Consider the following 20,107-nt stretch of genomic DNA (forward strand, 5'->3'; position numbering starts at 1 on the left):
AGCGCGGCAGCGACGCGGCGTTGGCGTTATCTTCAGATGTGATGCCGAGAGGACCGCCTGGCGGAGGAGGTCATTGCCCGCCAGCGCGGGGGAGGCCGACATATCTGCCAGCCCGGAACCGCCCCGTGCTCAGACGCATTCCAGGCCGCGCATCGTTACACAGCAGCGCGCGCCAACTGGAGCCCGCTGGCCATCGCTGCCTGCTGCTCCGCGACGACCAGGAGTGACGCACCGCGATCCCCGGCGAAGGCTCGTTCTGCTGCCGACCATGCCGGCATGATCCAGGGCTTTTGTGCTGCAGCGCAGGCGGAAGCGATCCGGCCGATATCGCCCCTGTCGGCATCATTGAAGCGATAGCGACCTCTCCCGCGCGTCAGTGAAAGGTCCGAGGGGCCAACGAAAACTCCATCCACGGTCGGCAGGGCGAGGATGGCTTCGACATCGGCAAGCGCCTCGGCCGTCTCGATCATCGGGTAACAGGCGGTTTCGCGGTTATCGTCCTCGAAATAGCTGGCGGATGGCGCGCCATAACGGACACTGCGGGCTCCGGCATAACTCCGGGTTCCCAACATCGGGTATTTCGCCGAACGACAAATTTGCGTGGCATGCGCCACCGCACCGACATGCGGGATCACGACGCCATTCGCGCCGAAATCGAGCGCTTGCTGGATCGGCTCGGCCTGCGGCCCGGCAACCTTGACCAGGACTTCGAGCTTCAGGGCGCGAGCAAGCGGAATGAGCTTGTCGAGATCACTGAGCGACAGTGTCCCGTGCTCGACATCGAGAACGAGCGTGTCGAATGCCAGGTCCGCCGCGATTTCGATGAAAACCACGTCGGGCGCCGCGAGCCAGCAACCGATTCTGGGGTGTTTGCGTGTCATCGGATGCTCACCTGACAGACGCGAAGGGCAGGCGGCGGTGGCGCGCCAGCGGGATGCGCGTGCGGGCGAGATCGATCGCGGCAAGATCCAGCCGCGCTGCAACGATGCCTTCGCCCAGGGCGCGCTTGGCGATGACCGCGCCCCATGGCTCGGCGACAAGCGAGTGCCCGTAATTGTACAGGATCTGCCCATCTTCCTCGAAGGGCCCCTCCTGCCCGGGCGCGAGAATGAAGCACTGGCTCTCGATGGCGCGGGCCCGCAGCAGCGGCTCCCAGTGCTCCTTGCCGGTGTGCAGGGTAAAGGCTGCCGGCACCGCGATCAGGCGGGCGCCAGCGTCGACAAGCGCGCGAAACAATTCGGGGAAGCGCAGATCATAGCAGATCGTGCAGCCGACAGTGACGCCGTCGAGATCGAAGGTCACCAGCTCGGATCCCGCGCCGTAGATCTTGCCTTCGTCATAGACCGTGCCATCCGGCGCGGTGATCGCGAAGAGATGGATCTTGCGATAGCGGGCCACCTCGCGCCCCATGCGGTTGAAGACGAGGCTGGTGTTGAAGATGCGATCTCCGTCACGCTCGTTCAACGAGCCGCCATGGATGTAGACTTCGTGGCGGGCGGCAGCCGCTTGAAGCATGGCATAGGCTTCGCCGCCCGGGCACGGCTCGGCCGCGGCACGCTGGGCGTCGGCATCGCCGCCATAGAGCGTGAAGCACTCCGGCAGCATGACGAGATCGGGGCTCTCTTCGCGGCAGGCCTGCTCGATCAGGCGCTGTGCGATGGCGATATTGGCGGCCTTGTCCTGACCGGCATTCATCTGGATCAACGCGACTTTCATCATGTCTCGCTTGTTGGGGAATCCTGGTGGGCGACGGCGCAGGCGAGCCGCTGGAGGGCGGCTTGCCTGCGCGCGACCGGTCACTTCCTGAGGCTGACGGCCCAGAGTCTCGGCTTCGGCATGATGGTGGCGGCATAGCCCTGGACACTCGCGCGCGCCGCGGCGACTTCGACACCGTTATAGAGCATCAGAAACGGCGCCTGCTCGATGAAGAGAGCATGGAGCTTGTCGAACAGGGCCTGACGTTCGCCATCCTTGGTCGACGCCAGGATATCGCGCAGGAGTTCCTCCGCCTGCGGATCGTCCCAGATCCGGTTCGGCCGCTTGTCCTTCGAGCCCATCACCGCGCCATAGGCCAGGGCGGGGTCATAGCGGGCCGAATAGGAGAAGGACTGCATCTGGTAGTTGCCCTTGCTGTAACGATCGAGCTGCGTCGCCCATTCCAGCACCTCGAGCGTCGCGTTGATCCCGGCCGACTGCAGCATCGCCTGGGCGATGACAGCGCTCTCATAGGTGTCGCGCTCGTTCTTGTTCGCCATCAGCACGATCGGCTGGCCGGCATAACCCGCCTCCTTCAGCAGGCGGGCAGCCTTGGCCGGGTCATAGCTGTGGAGGCGGGCCTGCTCCTTCGAGTAGAAGCGCGATTCCGTCGGGACGACCGAAGCATTTGACTGCCCCAGCCCCTCCGATACGGCCTTGACGAGTTCGCGCGTGTCGATCGCGGCGGCTATGGCCTGACGCATCTTGACGTTGGCCAGCAGCGGATCACGGGTCTGCAGCAGGATCGTGTTGAGCATCATGGTCGGCGAGGACGAGACCTTGATCTCGGGCCGCGCCTTCAGCTCTGGAATATCGGCTGCCGCCAGCGAAGGCAGGATGTCGATATTACCACGAAGCAGCGCGGCCTTGGCCGTGGCGTTGTCAGGGATCACCATGAAATTGACGGTATCGACGAGCGCGCGCTTGCCCCCGACATAACCATCCGGCTCGCCGCCACGATCAGTATAGCCGTCGAACCTGTCGAGGCGGACATATTCACCGCGCTTCCATTCCCCGAACTTGAATGGCCCGGTCCCGACCGGCGCCTTGAACGAGCCATCAGGGTTGAAGGACGAGCGGGCGATGATAGCAGTCTGCCCGCACTGGTTCCGCGCGATGCCCGCGAGAAAGACAGAACTCGGCCGGTTCAGGGTGAAGACGACGGTGTCCGCATCGGGAGCGGCGATCTCGACCTTGAGTATGTCCGATCCGTTGTACTCTCCCGTGCAGAGCCAGCCCGTCTTCGGGTCCATGTAACGCTGCCAGTTCCAGACGACATCCGCGGATGTCAGCGTCGTGCCATCGTGGAACTTCACGCCCTTGCGCAGCTTGAGCGTATAGGTCAGCCCATCCGGCGACACCTCGATGCTGTCTGCGAGCAGCGGCTTCGGGGTGCCGTTGGCGGAGTAGCCAACAAGGCCCTCGACCATGTGAAGCACCACGCCATCCGTCGTGTCGTCCCGGTTCACCCCGGGATTGACGCTCCGGATATCGGCATTGAGACGCACGCGCAGAGTGTCGGCCTCAGCCTTCGAGGCCTGAAAACAGGCAGCACCCATCATCAATGCGAGTACTGTGAAACGCATTCTCATTCATTCCTCCCGCGGATAGAAATGTCAGGCCGCGAGCATCTTCGGCTCGTCGGCAAGGCTGTATTGGGTGAAGCGGCGATCGAGGGCGGGAAGACCCGCCACCTCCATCACGCCACTCGCCGGCTCCATCACCACCATCGCGACGGTGGCCGAGAGGTGCTCATCGCGCAGGCCCGGCCGCGGCGGCCGGCAGACGCTGTAGGGCGTGGCGAAATCGTCGAAGAGCGCAGCCTTCACCTCGGCAGCGGACAGGCCGCCACCGCCCTGATCCAGCAACCGGCGCACGCGCCAGTCGCGGTAGACGCTGTCGGGCACGTTGACGAGACCGGTATCCCTGAGCTTGCCGAGCGCGATGGGACTGACCCAGTGATTGGCGTGCACGATCAGCCCTTCGCTCGGATAGATTGCGAAAGCCTCGTCCGGGGCGCATTCATAGTTGACCGCAAACCCCTCGGCGCTCGACAGGATCATGTTGTTCGAGCAGGTCTTCTGCGTCGTCGCCACGGCCCTGATCGCGAAGGCGAGATGGGTTTGCTCGAGCACCTTGCGGCGGATCAGGGCGAGCGGCACCCCCTGCTGGCGATAGTCCCTGTCGCTGTCGAGATAATTGGCGGTGATGGCGAGGCCCGCCGCATTCATGCCCGAGCGGGCAAGCCCCCCGGCCTCGACGAAGGTCAGGAAATCCGGGCCGTTATCGGGGCGGACCCGCAGCACGATCGCGGTCTCCGCGCATTCGGCCCGCCAATCCCAGTTCTGGGCATGGATCAGACGCCCCGTCAGGCTGCGCTCCGGCATGACCACGAGGCCGGTGCAGCCATCATCGGCTTCATCCTGTTCCCGCTGCGGCCGGCTCCGCTCGATCCGGGCCTTGGCGATGACCTCGGTCCGGGCGTTGATCATCACGATGTCTTCGAGCGTAACGCCGGCCCCTTCGGCGATCCCGCGCATCTCTTCGATGTAATGGGCCCCGAAGGCCTCGATCTCGCCAGCGAACGCCATGATCAGTTCGGACTGGGCCGCAGCCGAATAGCCGAACGCCGCCAGCTGGTCGCCATAGAGCCCGACGCTCCGGCGCACGCGCTCCCTGGCTGCCTCGCCATAGTGCCGGCCGCGCACGCGCGGGGCGCCGGAAACGGAGACGAAGGGAAAGGGCGAGGTTGTCATCGGCATGCTCCTGCTAACGGGTGATCCACACGCCCCAGGCCCGCATCTTGCCGAAGCCGGTGACGCCGATGCCGTCGACGCGATCGGTCGAGGCTTCGACGAGGGGGGTATTGTAGAGGCTGACGATCGGCGCCTGGTCGATCATGCGCAGGTGCAGTTCGTCGAAGATCGCCTGGCGTCGGCCGGGGTCAAGTTCCGCCGTCGACGAGGACAGCAGCGCGATCGCCTGCGGGTCCTCCCACTGGTTGTCAGGGTCGACATCCTTGGAACCGACGATCGTCTTGTAGTTCAGCGAAGGTTCGAGCCGTGCCGTGAAGCGGAACGACTGGAGCTGGAAATTACCCTTGCTGTAACGGTCGAGCTGGGTTGCCCATTCCAGCACCTCGAGATCGACATTGAAGCCGGCCTGCTTGAGCATCGACTGGAGAATGATGGCGGTATCGTAGAGATGGGCGAGCTTCTGCGACGTCTGCAGCTTGATCGGCCGCCCGTCATATCCGGCCTCCTTCAGCAGCCTGCGTGCGAGATCGGGGTCGTAGGCATAACCCTTGCCGTGGACGGCCGTATGGGCCGAACTCGAGTCCGGGATGGCCGAGGGATTGGGCTTGCCGAGCCCGTCCGTCCTGGTTTCCACCAGCGTCTTGAGATCGATAGCATGGGCCAGCGCGCGTCTGACTCGAATATCGGCGAAGAGCGGATCGCGTGTCTGGACGAGCAGCACGTTCCAGCTCAGCCCCTGTGCGGTAGAGACTCTGACGCCCTTGGCCGCCCTCAGCTCGACCACATCCGAAACATCGGTGACGATCCAGTCAATCTGGCCTGCCCGCAGGGCCGTCCTGCGCGTGGCATCGTCGGGCACCACCATCCAGCGCACCTGATCGACATGGGCGAGGCGCGCGCCGGCATAGCCGCTCATCGGCTCGGAACGCGGTCGGTAGCCGGCAAATTTCTTGAGGAGGATGAACGAGTTCTTGCGCCACTCGGCGAAGGTGAAGGGGCCCGTGCCGACCGGCTGACGCCACTCGCCGTTCGGCCCGACCGAATCCTTGTGCAGGATGCCGGTCAGGCATTGGACATTGGCGACATAGTGCAGGAAGAGCGCCGACGGCGCGGCGAGCCTGAAGACCACCGTGCGGGCATCGGGCGTCTCGATCGCCTCGATCTTGGCGTCCTGCGAACCGTCATACCAACCCCGGCACTGCCATTTCGTCGCCGGGTCCAGCAGGCGGTCCCAGCTCCATTTCACGTCCGCCGAGGACATCGGCGCACCGTTATGGAAGGTGATGCCGTCGCGCAGGGTGAAGCTGTAGCTGCGGCCGCCATCGCCGATCGTGTAGGACTCGGCCAGCAACGGCGCGATGGTCAGGTCTTCGCGATAGGCGACCAGAGCCTCGAGCACATGATGGAGGATGGTGTCGCTGTCGCCGCTGCGCCGAACACCCGGCTCGCTGCTCGTGATATCGGTGGAGAGCGCGATGCGCAGCTCGCCACCCTGCTTCGGGACCTGAGCGAGCGCCTGCATCGGGCAGGCGAGCGCGGCCAGGGCCGCAAGCCATGCAACCTTCATGATCTCTCCCTTTCGTTCACGAGCGGCGCCCGGTTTTCCGGTGTCACCGCCCAAATGGCTGGCAGATCGCCGCGCCCTACCCCGCTAGAGGTTTTGCCGTTGGGCAAGCGCGCTGGCGAAGAACTCCTTCACCGGGGGGTGCACGAGATGTCCGATATGCTCGACGCCGGGCACGACATCGAAGCGCACCGGGATATCGAGGCTCAGGAAGGCGCGCTCCAGCGAGCGCAGGCGATCGACCCGCGTCACGCCGGTCTCGTTGATGCCCTCCATCCAGTTCGAGGAACTGGGAGCGACGGTGACGTCCCAGGTCTCGGTGTCATCGCCGCCGATGACCATCTGGACTGCGACCTTGCGCATCGCGGACAGATCAAGTTCACGTCCGAAGATGCTCTTCAGATCGCCTGTCCCGAGCCACCACGGCTTGTCCGGGTTCGGCAGGGTCACGACGCCGGGAGCGCCGATCGAGACCGCCAGCAGTCGCTCCGGGTGCAGGTAGAAGAAGCGGTGCACGAACTGCCCGCCGCCGGAGAAGCCGTGCATCAGCACCTTCTCGGCGTCGAGGCGATAGAGTTCGCCGATCTCCTCGATCATCGCCAGGACTAGGAGGTCGTAGCGGATGCCGCGATAGAGGATGCGCTTGTAGTTATGCGTGTCGCCCGGCTCCCCGATCCCGCAGGGAAAGAGCGGGACCAGGACGACGCATTGGTTGGCTTCCGCGAAGTCGATGAACTGGTCGCGCAGGCTGTCGACCGTGCGGGTACTGCCGTGGATCAGGACGGCCAGCGGATAGCGCCTTGTGCCGTTCTCCTCGTAGCCCTCAGGAATATAGCAGCAATAGGAGAAGCGCTGGTCGGCCTGGCAGGCAAAGATCGCCGTCCGCCCGAGCTGGTAATAGGAGAGCTTCTCGCCATGTCCGCTGCGCGTCATCGGTCGTCTTTCTCCGGTCGTCTCAGGCTTGGCTGATCGTCTTGGTGACAAGATAGGCGTCGAGCCCCTCGGTGCCGCCCTCGCGGCCGTCGCCGCTATCCTTGACCCCGCCGAATGGGGTTTCCGCCGCCGCGATCTCGAAGCGGTTGATGCCGACCATCCCGGCCTCGATCCGTTCGCCGAGCGCCAGGGCCCGTGAGCCGGAGCCTGTGAATGCGTAGGCGGCGAGCCCGACCGGCAAGCCGTTGGCACGACTGATGACCTCGTCCAGATCGCGGAAGCGGGCGATCGGAGCCACCGGCCCGAAGGGCTCCTCGCTCATGATCGCCGCAGCCTCCGGCACATCGGCGAGAACGGTCGGCGCATAGAAGAAGCCACGATTGCCGATGCGCTCGCCTCCGCAGACAAGCCTGGCGCCATGGCGCTGGGCATCCTCGATCAACCCGTGCACCGCCTCCAACCGCCTGGCATTGGCAAGCGGCCCCATGCCGATGCCCTGGTCGAGGCCATTGCCGACCTTGATCCGCTGGGCGGCCGAGGCGAAGGCGGTGACAAAGCGATCATGCACCGCCTCATGGACATAGAACCGTGTCGGCGCGACACAGACCTGGCCGGCATTGCGGAATTTTCGCTGGGCGCCGAGCGCAGCCACCGCCTCGACATCGACATCATCGAATACCAGGACGGGGGCGTGGCCGCCGAGTTCCAGTGTCGCGCGCTTGGGCCCCTGGGCGGCCAGGGCCGCAACCGCACGCCCTCCCGCCGTGGAACCGGTGAACGACACCTTCCGGATGACCGCTGAGCTGACGAGATGCCGCGAGACCGTTGGCGGATCTCCCAGGACGAGATTGATCGCGCCCGCCGGCACGCCTGCCTCGACGCAGGCCTCGACCAGGGCCAGGCAGGTCGCCGGGGTTTCCTCCGAGGGCTTGATGATGATCGAGCAGCCGGCCCCGAGCGCACCGGCGATCTTGCGCGCCGGCGTCAATGCCGGAAAATTCCAGGGCGTGAAGGCGGCAACGGGGCCGATCGGTTCTCGCACCACGATCATCCGGGCGCCGGCCGTGCGGCTCGGAACGACCCGCCCATAGGCGCGGCGCCCTTCCTCGGCATACCATTCGAAGACCTCGGCAGATGCGGCCACCTCGCCGCGCGCCTCGCCGAGAGGCTTGCCCTGCTCGCGCGTCATCACCTCGCCAATGGCGTCCTGACGCGCCCGCAGCAATTCGCCGACGCGACGCAGGATCCGGCAACGTTCGAAGACCGAGGCCGCGCGCCAGGCAGGAAAGCCGGCCTCTGCAGCCTTCAGCGCGTCGTCCAGATCGGCCGCCGATGCCAGGCGCGCCGTGGCCAGGATGTCGCCGGTCGCAGGATCATGGATCTCGATCTCGGCGCCGGAGCCCGCGCGAGCCGCGCCGCCGATATGCAGGGTAATCTCGGGATGGGCGCTCACGTCGCGCAACCTCTTCAAACGGGAATGGGCAGGATCAGGCGATGGTTGCGAGCGCCTTGCGGATGCTGGCGAAGAGGCGGTCGATCTCGTCGGGCTCGATCGTCAGCGGCGGCGACAGCACCAGCAGGTCGGCGCCGGCGCGGACGAGTACACCGTCCTGGAAACAGGCCTCGGCGCATTCCGAACTGCGTTGGCCTGCTCCGCCGGGCCGCGGTTCGAACTCGATCGCGGCCACGAGACCGATAGTGCGGATATCGATGACGTGCGGCGCGCCCTTCAAGGCATGCGCCGCATCCTCCCAGTGACGTGCGATCCGCCGCGCGCGTTCGAACAGCCCTTCCTCTTCATAGACCTGCAGGGTGGCAAGGCCCGCGGCGCAGGCGAGCGGATGACCCGAATAGGTATAACCGTGGAAGAGCTCGATGCTGCCCTCCGGGCCCGTCATGAAGGCCTCGTAGATATGCGGCCCGACAATGGTCGCCCCCATCGGCACGGCGCCATTGGTCAGCCCCTTGGCACAGGTGATCATATCGGGAATGACGCCGAAGGCCTCGGCTGCGCAGGAGGCGCCGAGCCTGCCGAAGCCCGAGATCACCTCGTCGAAGATCAGCAGGATGCCGTGCTTGTCGCAGATCTCGCGCAGGCGCTTGAGATAGCCCTTGGGCGGCGGCAGCACGCCGGTCGAGCCCGCAACCGGTTCGACGATGACGGCCGCGATCGTCGAGGCATCATGAATCTGCACGAGCCGCTCGAGATCCTCGGCGAGATCAGCGCCATGATCGGGCTCGCCGCGCGAGAAGGCATTCCTGGCCAGGTCCAGCGTGTGCGGGAGATGGGCAACGCCCGGCAGAAGGGGGCCGAAATCGCGGCGATGCCGGCTGATGCCGGCTACCGAGAGACCGCCGAAACCCATGCCGTGATAGCCGCGCGCCCGGCCGATCAGGCGGGAGCGCCCCGCCTCGCCGCGCTGGCGATGATAGGCCAGCGCGATCTTGAGCGCGGTATCGACGGCCTCCGAGCCCGAGTTGGAGAAGAAGACATGGTCGAGCCCCTTCGGCATCATGTTGGCGATGCGGCTCGCCAGCGTGAAGGCGTCGGGATGCCCCATCTGGAAACAGGAGACGTAGTCGAGCCGGTCGACCTGGGCCTTGATCGCCTCCTTGATCCGCGGATGGCCATGCCCGGCATTCACGCACCAGAGACCGGCCATGCCGTCGAGGATCCGGCGCCCATCGGCCGTCAGGTAATAGTTGCCCTCCGCACCGACGAAGAGACGCGGGTCACTCTTGAAGCGCCGATTGGCCGTGAACGGCATCCAATGGGCGTCGAGGTCATTCGGGCGGGTGGCGGCGGAAGCGAGCAAGATGGGACCTCGGGAGGGCTGGATGATTTTTTGATCTTTTTGCAAAAATAATACAATGTCAAGCGTGCGTGACAGCCGCCTTCGAGCCAACGGAATGTCACGAATGCAAAGGCGTGACGCCTTCGGCTCAGCCGCGGGGAAAGAACGACCGTCTCAGCGCGGCGCGCGCGTCAGATGCTGGCGCATCAGGGTCGCCGCCCAGTTGGTGTCGCCCTGCTCGAGCGCATCCAGGATGGCGAGATGCTCCCGGCAGGAACGCAGCAACGCCTCTCGGTCGAGGCCGCCGTAATCGGCGTACTCGGTCAGGCGCCGCAGGGAGTTCTGCGCCTCCATCGCCTGAACGACGAAGCGATTGCCGGAGCAGGCGGCGAGCATGCCGTGAAAGCCGGCGTTGATCTCGAAGAAGCGCTCGGCGGACGGCGTATGATCGAGATCGGCGATGAAGGCGTCATGCGCGGCCCGGCTCCGGGCAAAAGCCGCCTTGTTGACCCGAAAGCTGGGCTCACACAGCCCCATGCACTCGATCATCATGCGGAAGCGATAGCTTTCCTCGCGCGCCTCAGGCGAAGCGAGCGAAGGCACGAAGCTCCAGCCGTGGCCGCGGCGGCGCTTGATCAGCCCATCCTCCGCAAGGCGCAGCAGAACCTTGCTGAGGGCGCTCCGGCCGATCTGATAGGTCTGCAGAAGGTCGGTCTCGATGAGGTTCTCGGGCAGGCGGCCAGCCTCGCGATCCCGCAGGATGGCATGAATGATGTCCTCGTCGCGGGCGCTCGGCAGGGAGCGCTCTGCGGCCTCGAGATCCTTGCCGTCCCGTGCGAGAAAAAAGCCTTGGTTCACGCGTGCTTCGACTGCGCCCTGTTCGGCCAGCAGGCCGAGCGCGGCCCGCACCGGAGTACGCGAAACCTCAAAGGCTCGGGCAATCTCGGCCTCCCGCAGGTGGAAGCCGGCCGACCACTGCTTCTCGGCAGCGCAGGCCAGAATTCGCTTCGCGAGAGCGGTATGGAGATTGCTGGGCTTCCGCAATGTCTGGCCGGGAAGCGAACGCTCATTCATCGAGACAACTCCGTGCGCCGCAGCCCTAACCGAATTGCATTATTTTTTCAACGAGAACCGAACCCTATCACGACCTCTCGTGCTGCAATCCGGATTGAGCTTCCCCGCGGTCGACCTTACCGGCCCGATCCTTGGCTCACTCTCGTCGGGCTCGCGACGTGCAGTTCTCGCATGTCAGCCTTCAGCCAAGATCCCATGGAACCCGGATTGACCGGCGCATGCTGACGTCATCGCGCGCCATCCATGCGGAGAAATGACCAGGCGGCAAGCGGCTGCGAGGACCTGGATTGCGGAGCGGTCCCCACCGTGCAATTGCAATCGAGTGGTAACTCTTGGTTAGGGGGAAAATATGGGTGGAGCATCGATTTGGCATTGGCTCGTCGTGTTGGCGATCCTCGGCGCGCCGATCATCCTCAAGCTTTGCGGTGTCGGCGCGAAACCGGTGATGATGAAGAACAACGCAACAGGCCAGCTCCGCTCGGGCTTTTACGGTTTCTCGTGGACGTATTTTTTCTTCGGATTTTTCGTCCCACTCTTTCGCAGTGAGATCGGGATTGCGGCGCTGCACTGCCTTCTCTCACTCGTGACCCTTGGCCTCTGGCAAATCATCGTCAGCTTCCTCTACAACAAGCAGTATACGAACCGCCTCATCGAGAAGGGCTTTCGCTTCAACGACACCGTAGAGCGCAATCAACGTGCTGCCGAAGCAATTGGTGTCGACCTCGCGGTCCATCAGCGGGTGCCTGCCCCGATCTAAGGCAGACGCACCAACCGCCGTGCTCTGGTCGCGTTTGCGTATCACGCCAGGAGACGGTAGCGCCGAGAACCTCGAAGAGCTCCTCGGCGCTACCGTCTCAACTGACTGGCCGTCTTCGCCCCCCGTACCGAGCATCGGATATGACAAGCGGGAAGATGACCCGTTGCAGGATATGACGCGGGTCATCTGCTCAGCTGCGCCGGTCCGAGTGAAACGCGAACATTCAAGCCGAAGCCGGTTGTGCACTGATGCGTCGGCCCGTTTCGCCCTTGAAGACTGGCCGAAGATCGATGTCCTGAGGGATGCCTACGTCTCGTGTCAGAGACGGAACGGCACTCCAATCACTCTTCCCCATGATCTGGACTGCCTGGCCGATGCGCTGCGTCTTGCAGTGGGGACAGCCACGGAGTGTCGAAGTTGCGAGGATCGTGCCTTCCCGGATCAGCCCTTTGTCTGGATCATGCCCCATCCACTGGGCGAAAACCGGCCCGTCGACGGGATGGTCGAAAAGATTGTCGTAATAGGTGGCGAAGGCCTCGCGATCGTTGAAATGCTGCATGCTCGTCGCGAGTTTGCGCGGATAGCGCGAGCATATTTTGCAAACCGGATGATCCTTGAGGAATACGTAGGTCGCGATACCGCCCAGAATGAAGCCCACGAACTGGAAAACGGCTAACCAGTATCCAAAGGAGCCAACTGCGCCGGTGTCTGTCTGAGCCCGCCCAATCCGCATGTGAGCCGTCGTCAGTCGGATGTCGAGGTAATCGAAGAAGCCTATTCGATCGGCAACACGGATGCCGTTGTCGAGGACCAGCGTCGAATACTCGGCATAGTAGATCGCGAACTGCGCGAGCGCCGCCACGATCATGACCTGCACAAGCAGGAACCAATTCGGGCGAGTGTGGAAGAGCAGACTCCCGAAGTAATAGCCGGATGCAGCAGCAGCTCCCGTCAGCGTCGCCCCAACTGGGACGACGACCCAGACACTCAATGCAAACAAATTGAAGCCTGTCGCGCGATCGATGGCCGTCACTAAGGCCACCGTGATGGCGAAGGACAAAATCCCGAAGAATGCCACACCGACGTGGCCCCCCAAATTCTTCATCTCCCCCCCGTTCCCCCGGTATCGCATCCATGTAATCTATCCCACCGATGAAGGCGACAAGCAACAATTCCAATGTTCCCTTACGGCGACAATCTCATTCATGGCTTCCGGTCCCCCGTCGTTTGGGCTCTGCTGGCTCTGATGATTGCGGTCACAGCCGCCGACGAGCTTTCTGGGCTGCACCGCACTCTCGTTGCCGAGCTCGGGTTCACGCCGGCGCTGTTTTCCACCCGGCCTTGGCGCCATGTGCATACCTTGGTCACCGCCAGCCTTTTGCACGGCGATATGTTCCACCTGGCGGGCAATTGTCTGTTTCTGTGGGTGTTTGGCAGATCACTGGAGCGCTTGTTCGGTTGGTGGCGTTTCGCCCTGGTATTCCCGTTTTTGGGTGTCATGGGATTTGTCGTGCATTGGTTATTGTCGCCAGCCTCTCGCGTTCCCGTCATTGGGGCTTCGGGCGCGGTCTCGGCCTTGTTGGGCGCCTATCTCGTGCTTTTCCCGTATGCGCGGATGCGCACGATCATTGTCTACCTGCCGTTCTGGAAGCGGATCGCCGTGCCGGCCTGGGCTTTTCTGGGCTACTGGGCCGGGCTGCAGGTTGCGTCCCTGGCACTAGGCATGGGCGAGGATGACGGCACAGCCTATGCCGTGCATGTTGGCGCACTCGCCCTCGGCATGATGATCGCCGCGATTTGGAAGACATCCTACCCGGCAGCAGAAGAAGAGCTTGAAGCCTTCGTGGATACGTCTTTCGCGGCGGCCCCGCCCCCTGCTCGGACGTCCCGACTTTGCTGATGGGCGACGTCGAAACCTTACGGACGCAGGACCGCGTCGCCGACCGCAGCGCGTCAAGCGCGGGGGATGCAGATATCTCTGAGGACGCTGGATGCCCAGGAGGCAGTGGAAGCGTTTGACACGCTGATGCTCTCCTCGCAGCGCGGGGCTTCCAACACGATGCCTATCTTCTCCTCCGCCGAGAACGGTCGACGCTTCGCGCGTCGGCGACAGACAGTATCCAAGCAACCACGATGCTCCAGACATGGTTTCCGACAGGCTGGCCGGGCCGACCAGTTAGCCAGGACGCATCGCATAGACGCCCCGCCGGAGACCGAGCGGCTGGTGTTACGGCAACATGCTGGCCCTGCCGTCACGCGCGGCGGCGACAACGTCGCGGATGGCATCGATCACGAGTTGCGGCCGGTCCTTGTGGATCTCGTGGCCGCTGTCGGTGTTCGTGACATGCCTGGCGCCCGGCACGAGTGCAGCGAGCCTTGCCTGCGCCTGCTTTTGCGCCCTGTCGGTGACGTAGCCGAAATCCCAAGGAATGCCGGCGGGCAGTCGGCCATCGGCGATAAGCCCCGGGACGAGTGGTCCCCAGGGGTGATCCGCGCTCAGCACGGTCAAAGGCATCCGCCGGAGCGGCGCTGCAGCGAGCAGCTGATCGAAGCTGAGATTCGCATCGGCACGCTCGATCGCCGGATAGACTTTGAGGGCTTCAGTCAGGTCGCCATCGAGCAGCACGCGTTGGATCGCCCATTCACGAGGGGCCTGCGCTGCCCGAAGCCCCTCTGACAAGGCATCGACGAGCACCATCCCATTCACCTCGTCGGGATAGGTCATCGCATAGAGCCGGCTGACGAGGCCGCCATAGGAATGCCCGACGACCACGAAAGGCGTCGCGATGCCGGCAGCGGTCACCAGCGCATGCAGATCGGCGACCGCCGCCCGCGCGGTGACCGGCTGCGAGACCGGGTCGGTGCGGCTCGGCGCTTCGCCGACCGGAGTTCCCGGCCGGTCGTAGGCGCAGACCCGCGTGGACCCCGCCACTGCGGAAAAGACGTTCACCTTGCCTGGCTCGGACTGGGTCCAATCAGCGGCGGAGGCTCCCGCGCCTGCCACGATGACGACGGCAGGAGCCCCCATGCCACGACATTCGAGGTACATATTGCGACTGCCGTCGATGTTGACCACGCCTGAGACATCGCCGCTCTCCGCAAGCGCTGAGACTGATGAGGCGACCAGACCAAGCACGAGGATCAGGGAGCACTGAGGCGACATTGGGTGGGCTCTCCGGCGCGGCATTCGGCATCCCCGACTGGATCAGCGAGCTCACGCGGCGAATGCCCGGCCACGAGGTTAGGCAGCGACGGCTTGCGACGCAAACGATGGCCTTGCTAAGCAGAACGTCGGCTTCGCCTCACTGGCTGCATTCCAGGCAGCCTCGCCGAGCGTGTCGAGATCGACCTCGACATGCACGCAGGCCGGCCGATTTGGCCGGTGCGCCGAGGACGTTTCAAGAGGCAGATCAGGTCGGCTTCGTGCAGTCAGAGCCCATCCCAACTCTCGGCACCTCCACCGGATCGGTCTGGTTCCGATCGCTGCAGGGGCAAGGCCGCTCGGGCGCAGGAACAGGCGGCGATCCCGGACGCGCGGTCATCAAGTTGGGATGTACGGTCATGGTGCCCGGCAACGATTTCCCCTTAGTTTCAATCGAAGTTTCCCCTTGTCCCACGCCCGTAGCGACTGCGGCATGCCCCAAAGCTCGCCATCGTCAGCTCCGCGATATCCATTCGGCGATGATCCTGGCGACGTCCTCCTCGCGACCATTGTCTTCGCAACTCTCAGCTTTGGGGCGCCAAATGTTCTTTGCAGCCAGGCTCGCTGTCATATTCATGGGCTGCGTCGGCGCATCATGGCCAAGCGCGCAGGCACAGGAACTCGACCTGGGGCGCCTGGAAGAGATCCGCTCAATCGCTTCTGAGCAGTTCGAAAAGCACCACCTGAATTCGCTTCTCTTGCAGGTGCGCATCGACGGTAAGGACGTGACGAGCCTCGCGCTCGGCGAGGCGATGACCGGCGTGCCGGCGAAGATAGATGGGCGTTTCCGCAACGGGGCCGTGGCCCTCACATATATTGCGGCGCTTGCCTTGAGACTCGCGGAGGAAGGTATCGTCGATCTCGACATGCCCATCTCGCGCTGGCTTCCTGATCTGCCCGCCTCAGGCCAGGCGACCATCCGCATGCTGGCGAACATGACGGCCGGCTATCCCGATCATGTCGCCAATGACGAAAAATTCGTGAAGCCTTTCATCGCGGATCCCTTCAGGACGTGGACGCCGCAGGATCTCATCGCGGTAAGCCTGTCCAAGTCGAGGCGCTTTGCCCCCGGAGAAAACTGGGACTATTCCCATAGCGGGTATGTCATTCTCGGGCAGGTTCTCGAGGTCGCCACGGGCAAGCCGATGCATCGCCTGATGGACGAGTACATCCTGACACCACTCAAACTTGGCGGCACCTTCGGATTCGACAACGCGACGATCCCAGAACCCGCCATCCACGCCTTCACGGCAGAGCGCGGCGTGTGGGAGGACGCGACCTACTGGAATCCGTCATGGACGTTGCCTGCCGGTGCGATCCAGGTCACGACGATTGACGACATGGCCCGCAGCTTCGACACGATCGTCGGAAGCGTTGGCTTTCTCTCCGCGCAATCGCTGAAGCAGATGATAGAGCCACGCTTGGTCGGCTTTGGCGTACCGCTCGAAGGCTGCCCAACCTGCCATAGCCTGACAAAGCGCTTCAACTATGGGCTCGGCGCCATGCTGCGCGGCGACTGGGTGTTTCAAACCCCACTTTTCGGTGGCTACGCTTCTGCCGTCGGCACTTTACCGCAGGAACGCTCGAAAATCGGGCGCATAACCATCGCCGTGGCGGCCACCTTCACCCGCGACTCCGTCGCGGATTGGAATGAACGCGCTCCCAATCTTGCCGATGCGACGGTCTCTCTCATCGCCGCCAAACTGGCTCCCGAACACCCTGTTCCATTTCTCTAGGTTCCGACTGCGCTGAAAGCGTGGGCTGAAGCCACAAGGGGAGTGGATGTCCTGAAGGCCGCATCGCCGTGCCCGCGGGATGGCCGTCATCCTCCAAGCCATATTGGCTCGCCCCCGACCAATCAGTCCGCTCCGATCATTGTAGACGGCAAGTTCGAGCGGGAGCGAGGGCGGTCGGCGGCCTTGGACGGATGGTCATCAAGTTGAGATGCACGGTCATGGTGCTCGCCCGCGATTTCAACTTAGCTTCACTCATAGATCCACCGTTTCCAAGGACCGCGGCGGCCGGGCTCCTAACGGGCAGCGCACAGGCGTCGCCTTCTTAGAGCTTGGTCGCCAGTTTCGGCCTGTCGTCCAGAGCAACCGTTGGGGAGCGCGGTGAAGCAATTCAGACTGGATGGCAGCGCGACACGGCCGGCGGACATGGATCGCCAGCCACCGATTGTCTCAGCCTCGCGTCACCTCGCCCTGAAGCTGAGGCTGACGTCACTGGCGCTTGGCTGCTCGACCCACAAGGAACTCTGCGCGCGCTTTGCGGCCAGCAATCGGACGACGCTGTTCGTGCCCCAGAACGCCTATAAATGGCTCAGCGGCAAGGCCGTGCCCCGCGCATCCAGCGTTTATGAGGATTGGGCGCGGGTGCTCGGCGGCATGCTGACCGCTCCGTTCCTCGCCTCGTCCTCCTTCGATGAGTTTCAGGACGCGATCAGCACCCACTTCGCCGTGCCGGAAACCGCGCTCTCGGCGCTGCGGAGCGAGGCAGGCCTACGGTCGGGCTCGCCCCCCGCCCCGACCGTAGTCGAATCGTCGGTAGCCGGGCGACGTGGGCTGCACCCCGGCGAGCATTGGCTGGAGGGCGTCTATCTCGCGATCTCACCGGCCTGGTCTCGCGTCGAGGCGGGCCGGCTGATCATCGGGACAGTGGCAATCCACGCGGATACCATGCAGCGCCTGCAGATCAGCTACAGCGAAAACCTGTTCAACCGTCAGGTCCGCATGAGCGGGCAATTGCTGAGCGATGGCCGTACCGCACAGAGTGCCCTCGCCTGCTCCTACACGCAGCGGCTGTTCCTTCTGGCGCTGAACCTGCCCACCCTGCCGGCCAATCTCATCGGCGGCATTCTCAGCGGCGCGGCAGTGCATGATCCCGACGCTCGTGCCGCCGCCTGCCGCATCCTGCTTCTGAGGGCGCATGGCGGCCAGGCCGAGGATCTGGTCGCACGCACGGGCTATCTCGATGCGGACGGGGCACTGGTCGAGAGTGAATTGGCCGCGCTCGGCTATCGCCGCGATGCCGCAACGGTCGCACTAGGTTCCGGCATCGTTGATTTCCTGAATGCGCCTTCGTCCTCCGGCCTTTGTGAAGCGAAACTTAAAGATTTGGCACCACTTGAGCGGATCATTGATCGAATACCATCCTCTGAATTCTTACAAAAATCAGCATCATGGCATTAGATTCAAACCACCAAATCGCTGCATCTCAGCCCCCCGTGGCATTTATGCCAAATATTGACGCCAAATGCCGTGTCAATGCACTTTGCTCGAAAGTGGATAACCATGAAACACTGCGGTAGTCTTGTCGCTGCGGCGCTCTTCACGCTCGCTGCCGTTCATCCTTCCAAGGCGGAAATCACAGGCGAAAGGCTTCAGGCGCTCCTGCCCGGCCTCGAGAAACAGGCTGCTACCGGGATGAAGGAGTTCTCGGTTCCTGGCATGGCCATCGGCATCGTCTTCGACGACCGGCTCATCTACAGCAAGGGCTTCGGCGTCAAGACGATCGACAAGGCCGACCGCGTCACGCCCGACACCATTTTCCAGATCGGCTCGACGACCAAGGCGTTCCTCACGACGTCGCTCGCCCAGGCGGTGGATGCCGGCCGGCTGAAATGGGCCGATCCCGTCATCGATCATATACCCACCTTCCAACTGGCCGATCCATGGATCTCGCGCGATTTCCGTATCCTCGACCTCGCCGCGCAGCGCTCCGGCCTCACCCCTTACGTCAATGACGACCTGACCCTTCTCGGCTTTGACAAGCAGACGCTGATCCAGTCTCTGCGCGTAGCGCCGCAGACGGGCATCTTCCGCTCGCAGTTCGGCTATCTCAACATCCCGCACATGGTCGCCGGCGAGGTGCTGGCGAAGGTGAACGGCTCGCCAAGCTGGTACGAATCGGTGAAGCGGACGCTGCTTGATCCGCTTGGCATGTCATCGACGACGGCCACCCTGGAAGCCATCACGCAAACCGCCGACCATGCCACCGGCCACAGATTTGCCGAGCGCCCGGTCGCAATCCCGTTCCACGCTGCCTTCCCCTATGCGTACGGCCCCGCTGGCGCCTTCAACTCCAATGTCAAGGATATGGCCCAATGGCTGCGCCTGCAGCTCGGGCGTGGGCATTTCGGAGAGAAGGCCCTGGTCTCCGAGGAGAACCTCGATGTCACCTGGACACCCCGCGTCGCGATGAGCGAGCGCGTCAGCTATGCCGTCGGCTGGGTCGTCAACGCCACGCCAAACGGGCGCGTGATTTGGCATAATGGCGGAACCCCGGGCTTCGGCGCCCATGCCGGCTTCCTGCCAGATGGCAGGACCGGCATCGTGATCCTGACCAATCTCGGCAATGCGGCCATGGCGGATGCGCTCGCGCAATGGTTTTACGACCGGGTTCTCGGCAATCCTGAGGTCGACAACATCGCACTCGCCGCCGCCGCCATGCGGACAAACCGTGAGCTGCAGCGCAAACAGGCGGCCGCCTTCATCCCAGGGCCGCTTGCTCCCTCTGCCGGCGCACTTGTCGGGAGCTATGTTTCTCCGGTTCTCGGCACGGCGACGGTCGCCGCCGTCGACGGAAAACTGCAGATGACTCTCGAAAAGACCGAGGCGGTCGCTCTGCTCGTGTCCAGCAAGGATGACCCGAACCTGTTTTCCGCGCGCCTCATGGCGACGGCTGGCTATGAGCCGATCGTGGCCATCGCAGGCGATATTCCCTTCACCCAGATCCGGTTCGAGCGCGACAGTTCCGGCAGCATCGCCGAACTCCGCTGGCTGTCTCCGGAACTGCCGCATGTCTTCACACGCCAGCCTGGCCAATAGGCCTGAACCCTTCCGCGCCATTCCAAGGACGAGCCCCATGAGCCCCCTCTCCCACAAGCTGGCCCGGACTTCATTGGTCCTTGCCCTGAGCATGGCTGCCGCTGCGGCTTACGCGGCCCCGCTCACTGCTCCCTCTCAGGCCATGAGCGAGCAGCGGCATATCGTGCCAGCCGGCGACATGTTTCGCGGGATCATCGATTTCCTGGGCGATCAGGACAATTACGTTCACGACGATCACTACGACTGGCAGCGTTACCGGGACACGACGTCCCGGAAGGAGCGCATCCGCGATTACTATCAAATGCAGCAGGAGGCGCAGAAGGACTACTGGCGTCACCAGAAGGAGGCGCAAAAGCAGATGATCAAGCAGCAGCGTGGCTGGTAAGACCTGACGACCGCTCCATCATCCGGGGAGCGGCATTGAGCTTACGCCGCCTCGCGT

At 63.8% G+C, this 20,107-nt stretch carries 17 protein-coding genes; 6 read left to right on the plus strand and 11 right to left on the minus strand.

Going from position 1 to position 20,107, the window contains the following annotated elements:
- Positions 1-155: 155 nt before the first annotated feature.
- The 9 genes from AB4099_RS04630 to AB4099_RS04670 form a co-directional block, all read right to left on the minus strand.
- Positions 156-881, minus strand: a complete 726-nt coding sequence (locus AB4099_RS04630) for an HpcH/HpaI aldolase family protein (protein ID WP_441477186.1) — start codon at positions 879-881, stop codon at positions 156-158.
- Between the two features lie 7 nt (positions 882-888).
- The gene (locus AB4099_RS04635) at positions 889-1,719 is read right to left on the minus strand and encodes a carbon-nitrogen hydrolase family protein (protein ID WP_441477187.1); all 831 of its coding nucleotides are present in this window, start codon (positions 1,717-1,719) and stop codon (positions 889-891) included.
- A gap of 77 nt (positions 1,720-1,796) precedes the next feature.
- Complete coding sequence (locus AB4099_RS04640; protein ID WP_441477188.1) at positions 1,797-3,347, minus strand: ABC transporter substrate-binding protein; 1,551 nt, start codon at positions 3,345-3,347, stop codon at positions 1,797-1,799.
- Positions 3,348-3,371: 24 nt separating this feature from the next.
- Complete coding sequence (locus AB4099_RS04645) at positions 3,372-4,511, minus strand: C45 family autoproteolytic acyltransferase/hydolase (RefSeq protein WP_441477189.1); 1,140 nt, start codon at positions 4,509-4,511, stop codon at positions 3,372-3,374.
- A gap of 13 nt (positions 4,512-4,524) precedes the next feature.
- Entirely contained in the window at positions 4,525-6,078 is a 1,554-nt protein-coding gene (locus AB4099_RS04650; protein WP_441477190.1) for an ABC transporter substrate-binding protein, read from the minus strand.
- Positions 6,079-6,162: 84 nt separating this feature from the next.
- The gene (locus AB4099_RS04655; protein ID WP_441477191.1) at positions 6,163-7,008 is read right to left on the minus strand and encodes an alpha/beta hydrolase; all 846 of its coding nucleotides are present in this window, start codon (positions 7,006-7,008) and stop codon (positions 6,163-6,165) included.
- A 22-nt stretch (positions 7,009-7,030) separates the two neighbouring features.
- Positions 7,031-8,461: an NAD-dependent succinate-semialdehyde dehydrogenase gene (locus AB4099_RS04660; protein ID WP_441477192.1), complete on the minus strand. Its 1,431-nt coding sequence runs from the start codon at positions 8,459-8,461 to the stop codon at positions 7,031-7,033.
- A 34-nt stretch (positions 8,462-8,495) separates the two neighbouring features.
- The gene (aptA, locus tag AB4099_RS04665) at positions 8,496-9,827 is read right to left on the minus strand and encodes an omega-aminotransferase AptA (RefSeq protein ID WP_465248478.1); all 1,332 of its coding nucleotides are present in this window, start codon (positions 9,825-9,827) and stop codon (positions 8,496-8,498) included.
- A 150-nt stretch (positions 9,828-9,977) separates the two neighbouring features.
- A complete protein-coding gene (locus AB4099_RS04670; protein ID WP_441477193.1) occupies positions 9,978-10,877 on the minus strand; it encodes a GntR family transcriptional regulator in 900 nt (299 codons plus the stop codon).
- A gap of 349 nt (positions 10,878-11,226) precedes the next feature.
- On the opposite strand from AB4099_RS04670, the gene AB4099_RS04675 reads away from it, so the two are divergent.
- Positions 11,227-11,634 carry a Sec-independent protein translocase family protein gene (locus AB4099_RS04675; RefSeq protein ID WP_441477194.1) on the plus strand — a complete coding sequence of 136 codons (408 nt, stop codon included), beginning with the start codon at positions 11,227-11,229 and terminating at the stop codon, positions 11,632-11,634.
- Between the two features lie 223 nt (positions 11,635-11,857).
- Here the strand turns inward: AB4099_RS04675 and AB4099_RS04680 are convergent, their stop codons facing one another.
- A complete protein-coding gene (locus AB4099_RS04680) occupies positions 11,858-12,739 on the minus strand; it encodes a hypothetical protein (protein WP_113513067.1) in 882 nt (293 codons plus the stop codon).
- A gap of 72 nt (positions 12,740-12,811) precedes the next feature.
- Here AB4099_RS04680 and AB4099_RS04685 point away from each other — a divergent pair, with 72 nt between their 5' ends.
- On the plus strand, positions 12,812-13,534 hold the full coding sequence (locus AB4099_RS04685) for a rhomboid family intramembrane serine protease (protein WP_441477195.1): 723 nt from the start codon (positions 12,812-12,814) through the stop codon (positions 13,532-13,534).
- A gap of 327 nt (positions 13,535-13,861) precedes the next feature.
- Here the strand turns inward: AB4099_RS04685 and AB4099_RS04690 are convergent, their stop codons facing one another.
- Positions 13,862-14,797, minus strand: a complete 936-nt coding sequence (locus AB4099_RS04690; protein WP_441477196.1) for an alpha/beta fold hydrolase — start codon at positions 14,795-14,797, stop codon at positions 13,862-13,864.
- Between the two features lie 398 nt (positions 14,798-15,195).
- Here AB4099_RS04690 and AB4099_RS04695 point away from each other — a divergent pair, with 398 nt between their 5' ends.
- From AB4099_RS04695 to AB4099_RS04710, 4 genes are all read left to right on the plus strand, one after another.
- Positions 15,196-16,572: a serine hydrolase domain-containing protein gene (locus AB4099_RS04695; protein WP_441477197.1), complete on the plus strand. Its 1,377-nt coding sequence runs from the start codon at positions 15,196-15,198 to the stop codon at positions 16,570-16,572.
- Between the two features lie 651 nt (positions 16,573-17,223).
- Positions 17,224-18,027 carry a hypothetical protein gene (locus AB4099_RS04700; RefSeq protein ID WP_441477198.1) on the plus strand — a complete coding sequence of 268 codons (804 nt, stop codon included), beginning with the start codon at positions 17,224-17,226 and terminating at the stop codon, positions 18,025-18,027.
- 102 nt (positions 18,028-18,129) lie between these two features.
- A complete protein-coding gene (locus AB4099_RS04705; protein WP_441477199.1) occupies positions 18,130-19,665 on the plus strand; it encodes a serine hydrolase in 1,536 nt (511 codons plus the stop codon).
- 37 nt (positions 19,666-19,702) lie between these two features.
- Positions 19,703-20,050 (plus strand): hypothetical protein, encoded by a 348-nt coding sequence (locus AB4099_RS04710; protein ID WP_113513055.1) that lies wholly within the window; start codon positions 19,703-19,705, stop codon positions 20,048-20,050.
- Positions 20,051-20,107: the final 57 nt, after the last annotated feature.

Origin of the sequence: Allobosea sp. 2KB_26 (assembly GCF_052115715.1) — a bacterium.
GTDB lineage: Bacteria > Pseudomonadota > Alphaproteobacteria > Rhizobiales > Beijerinckiaceae > Allobosea.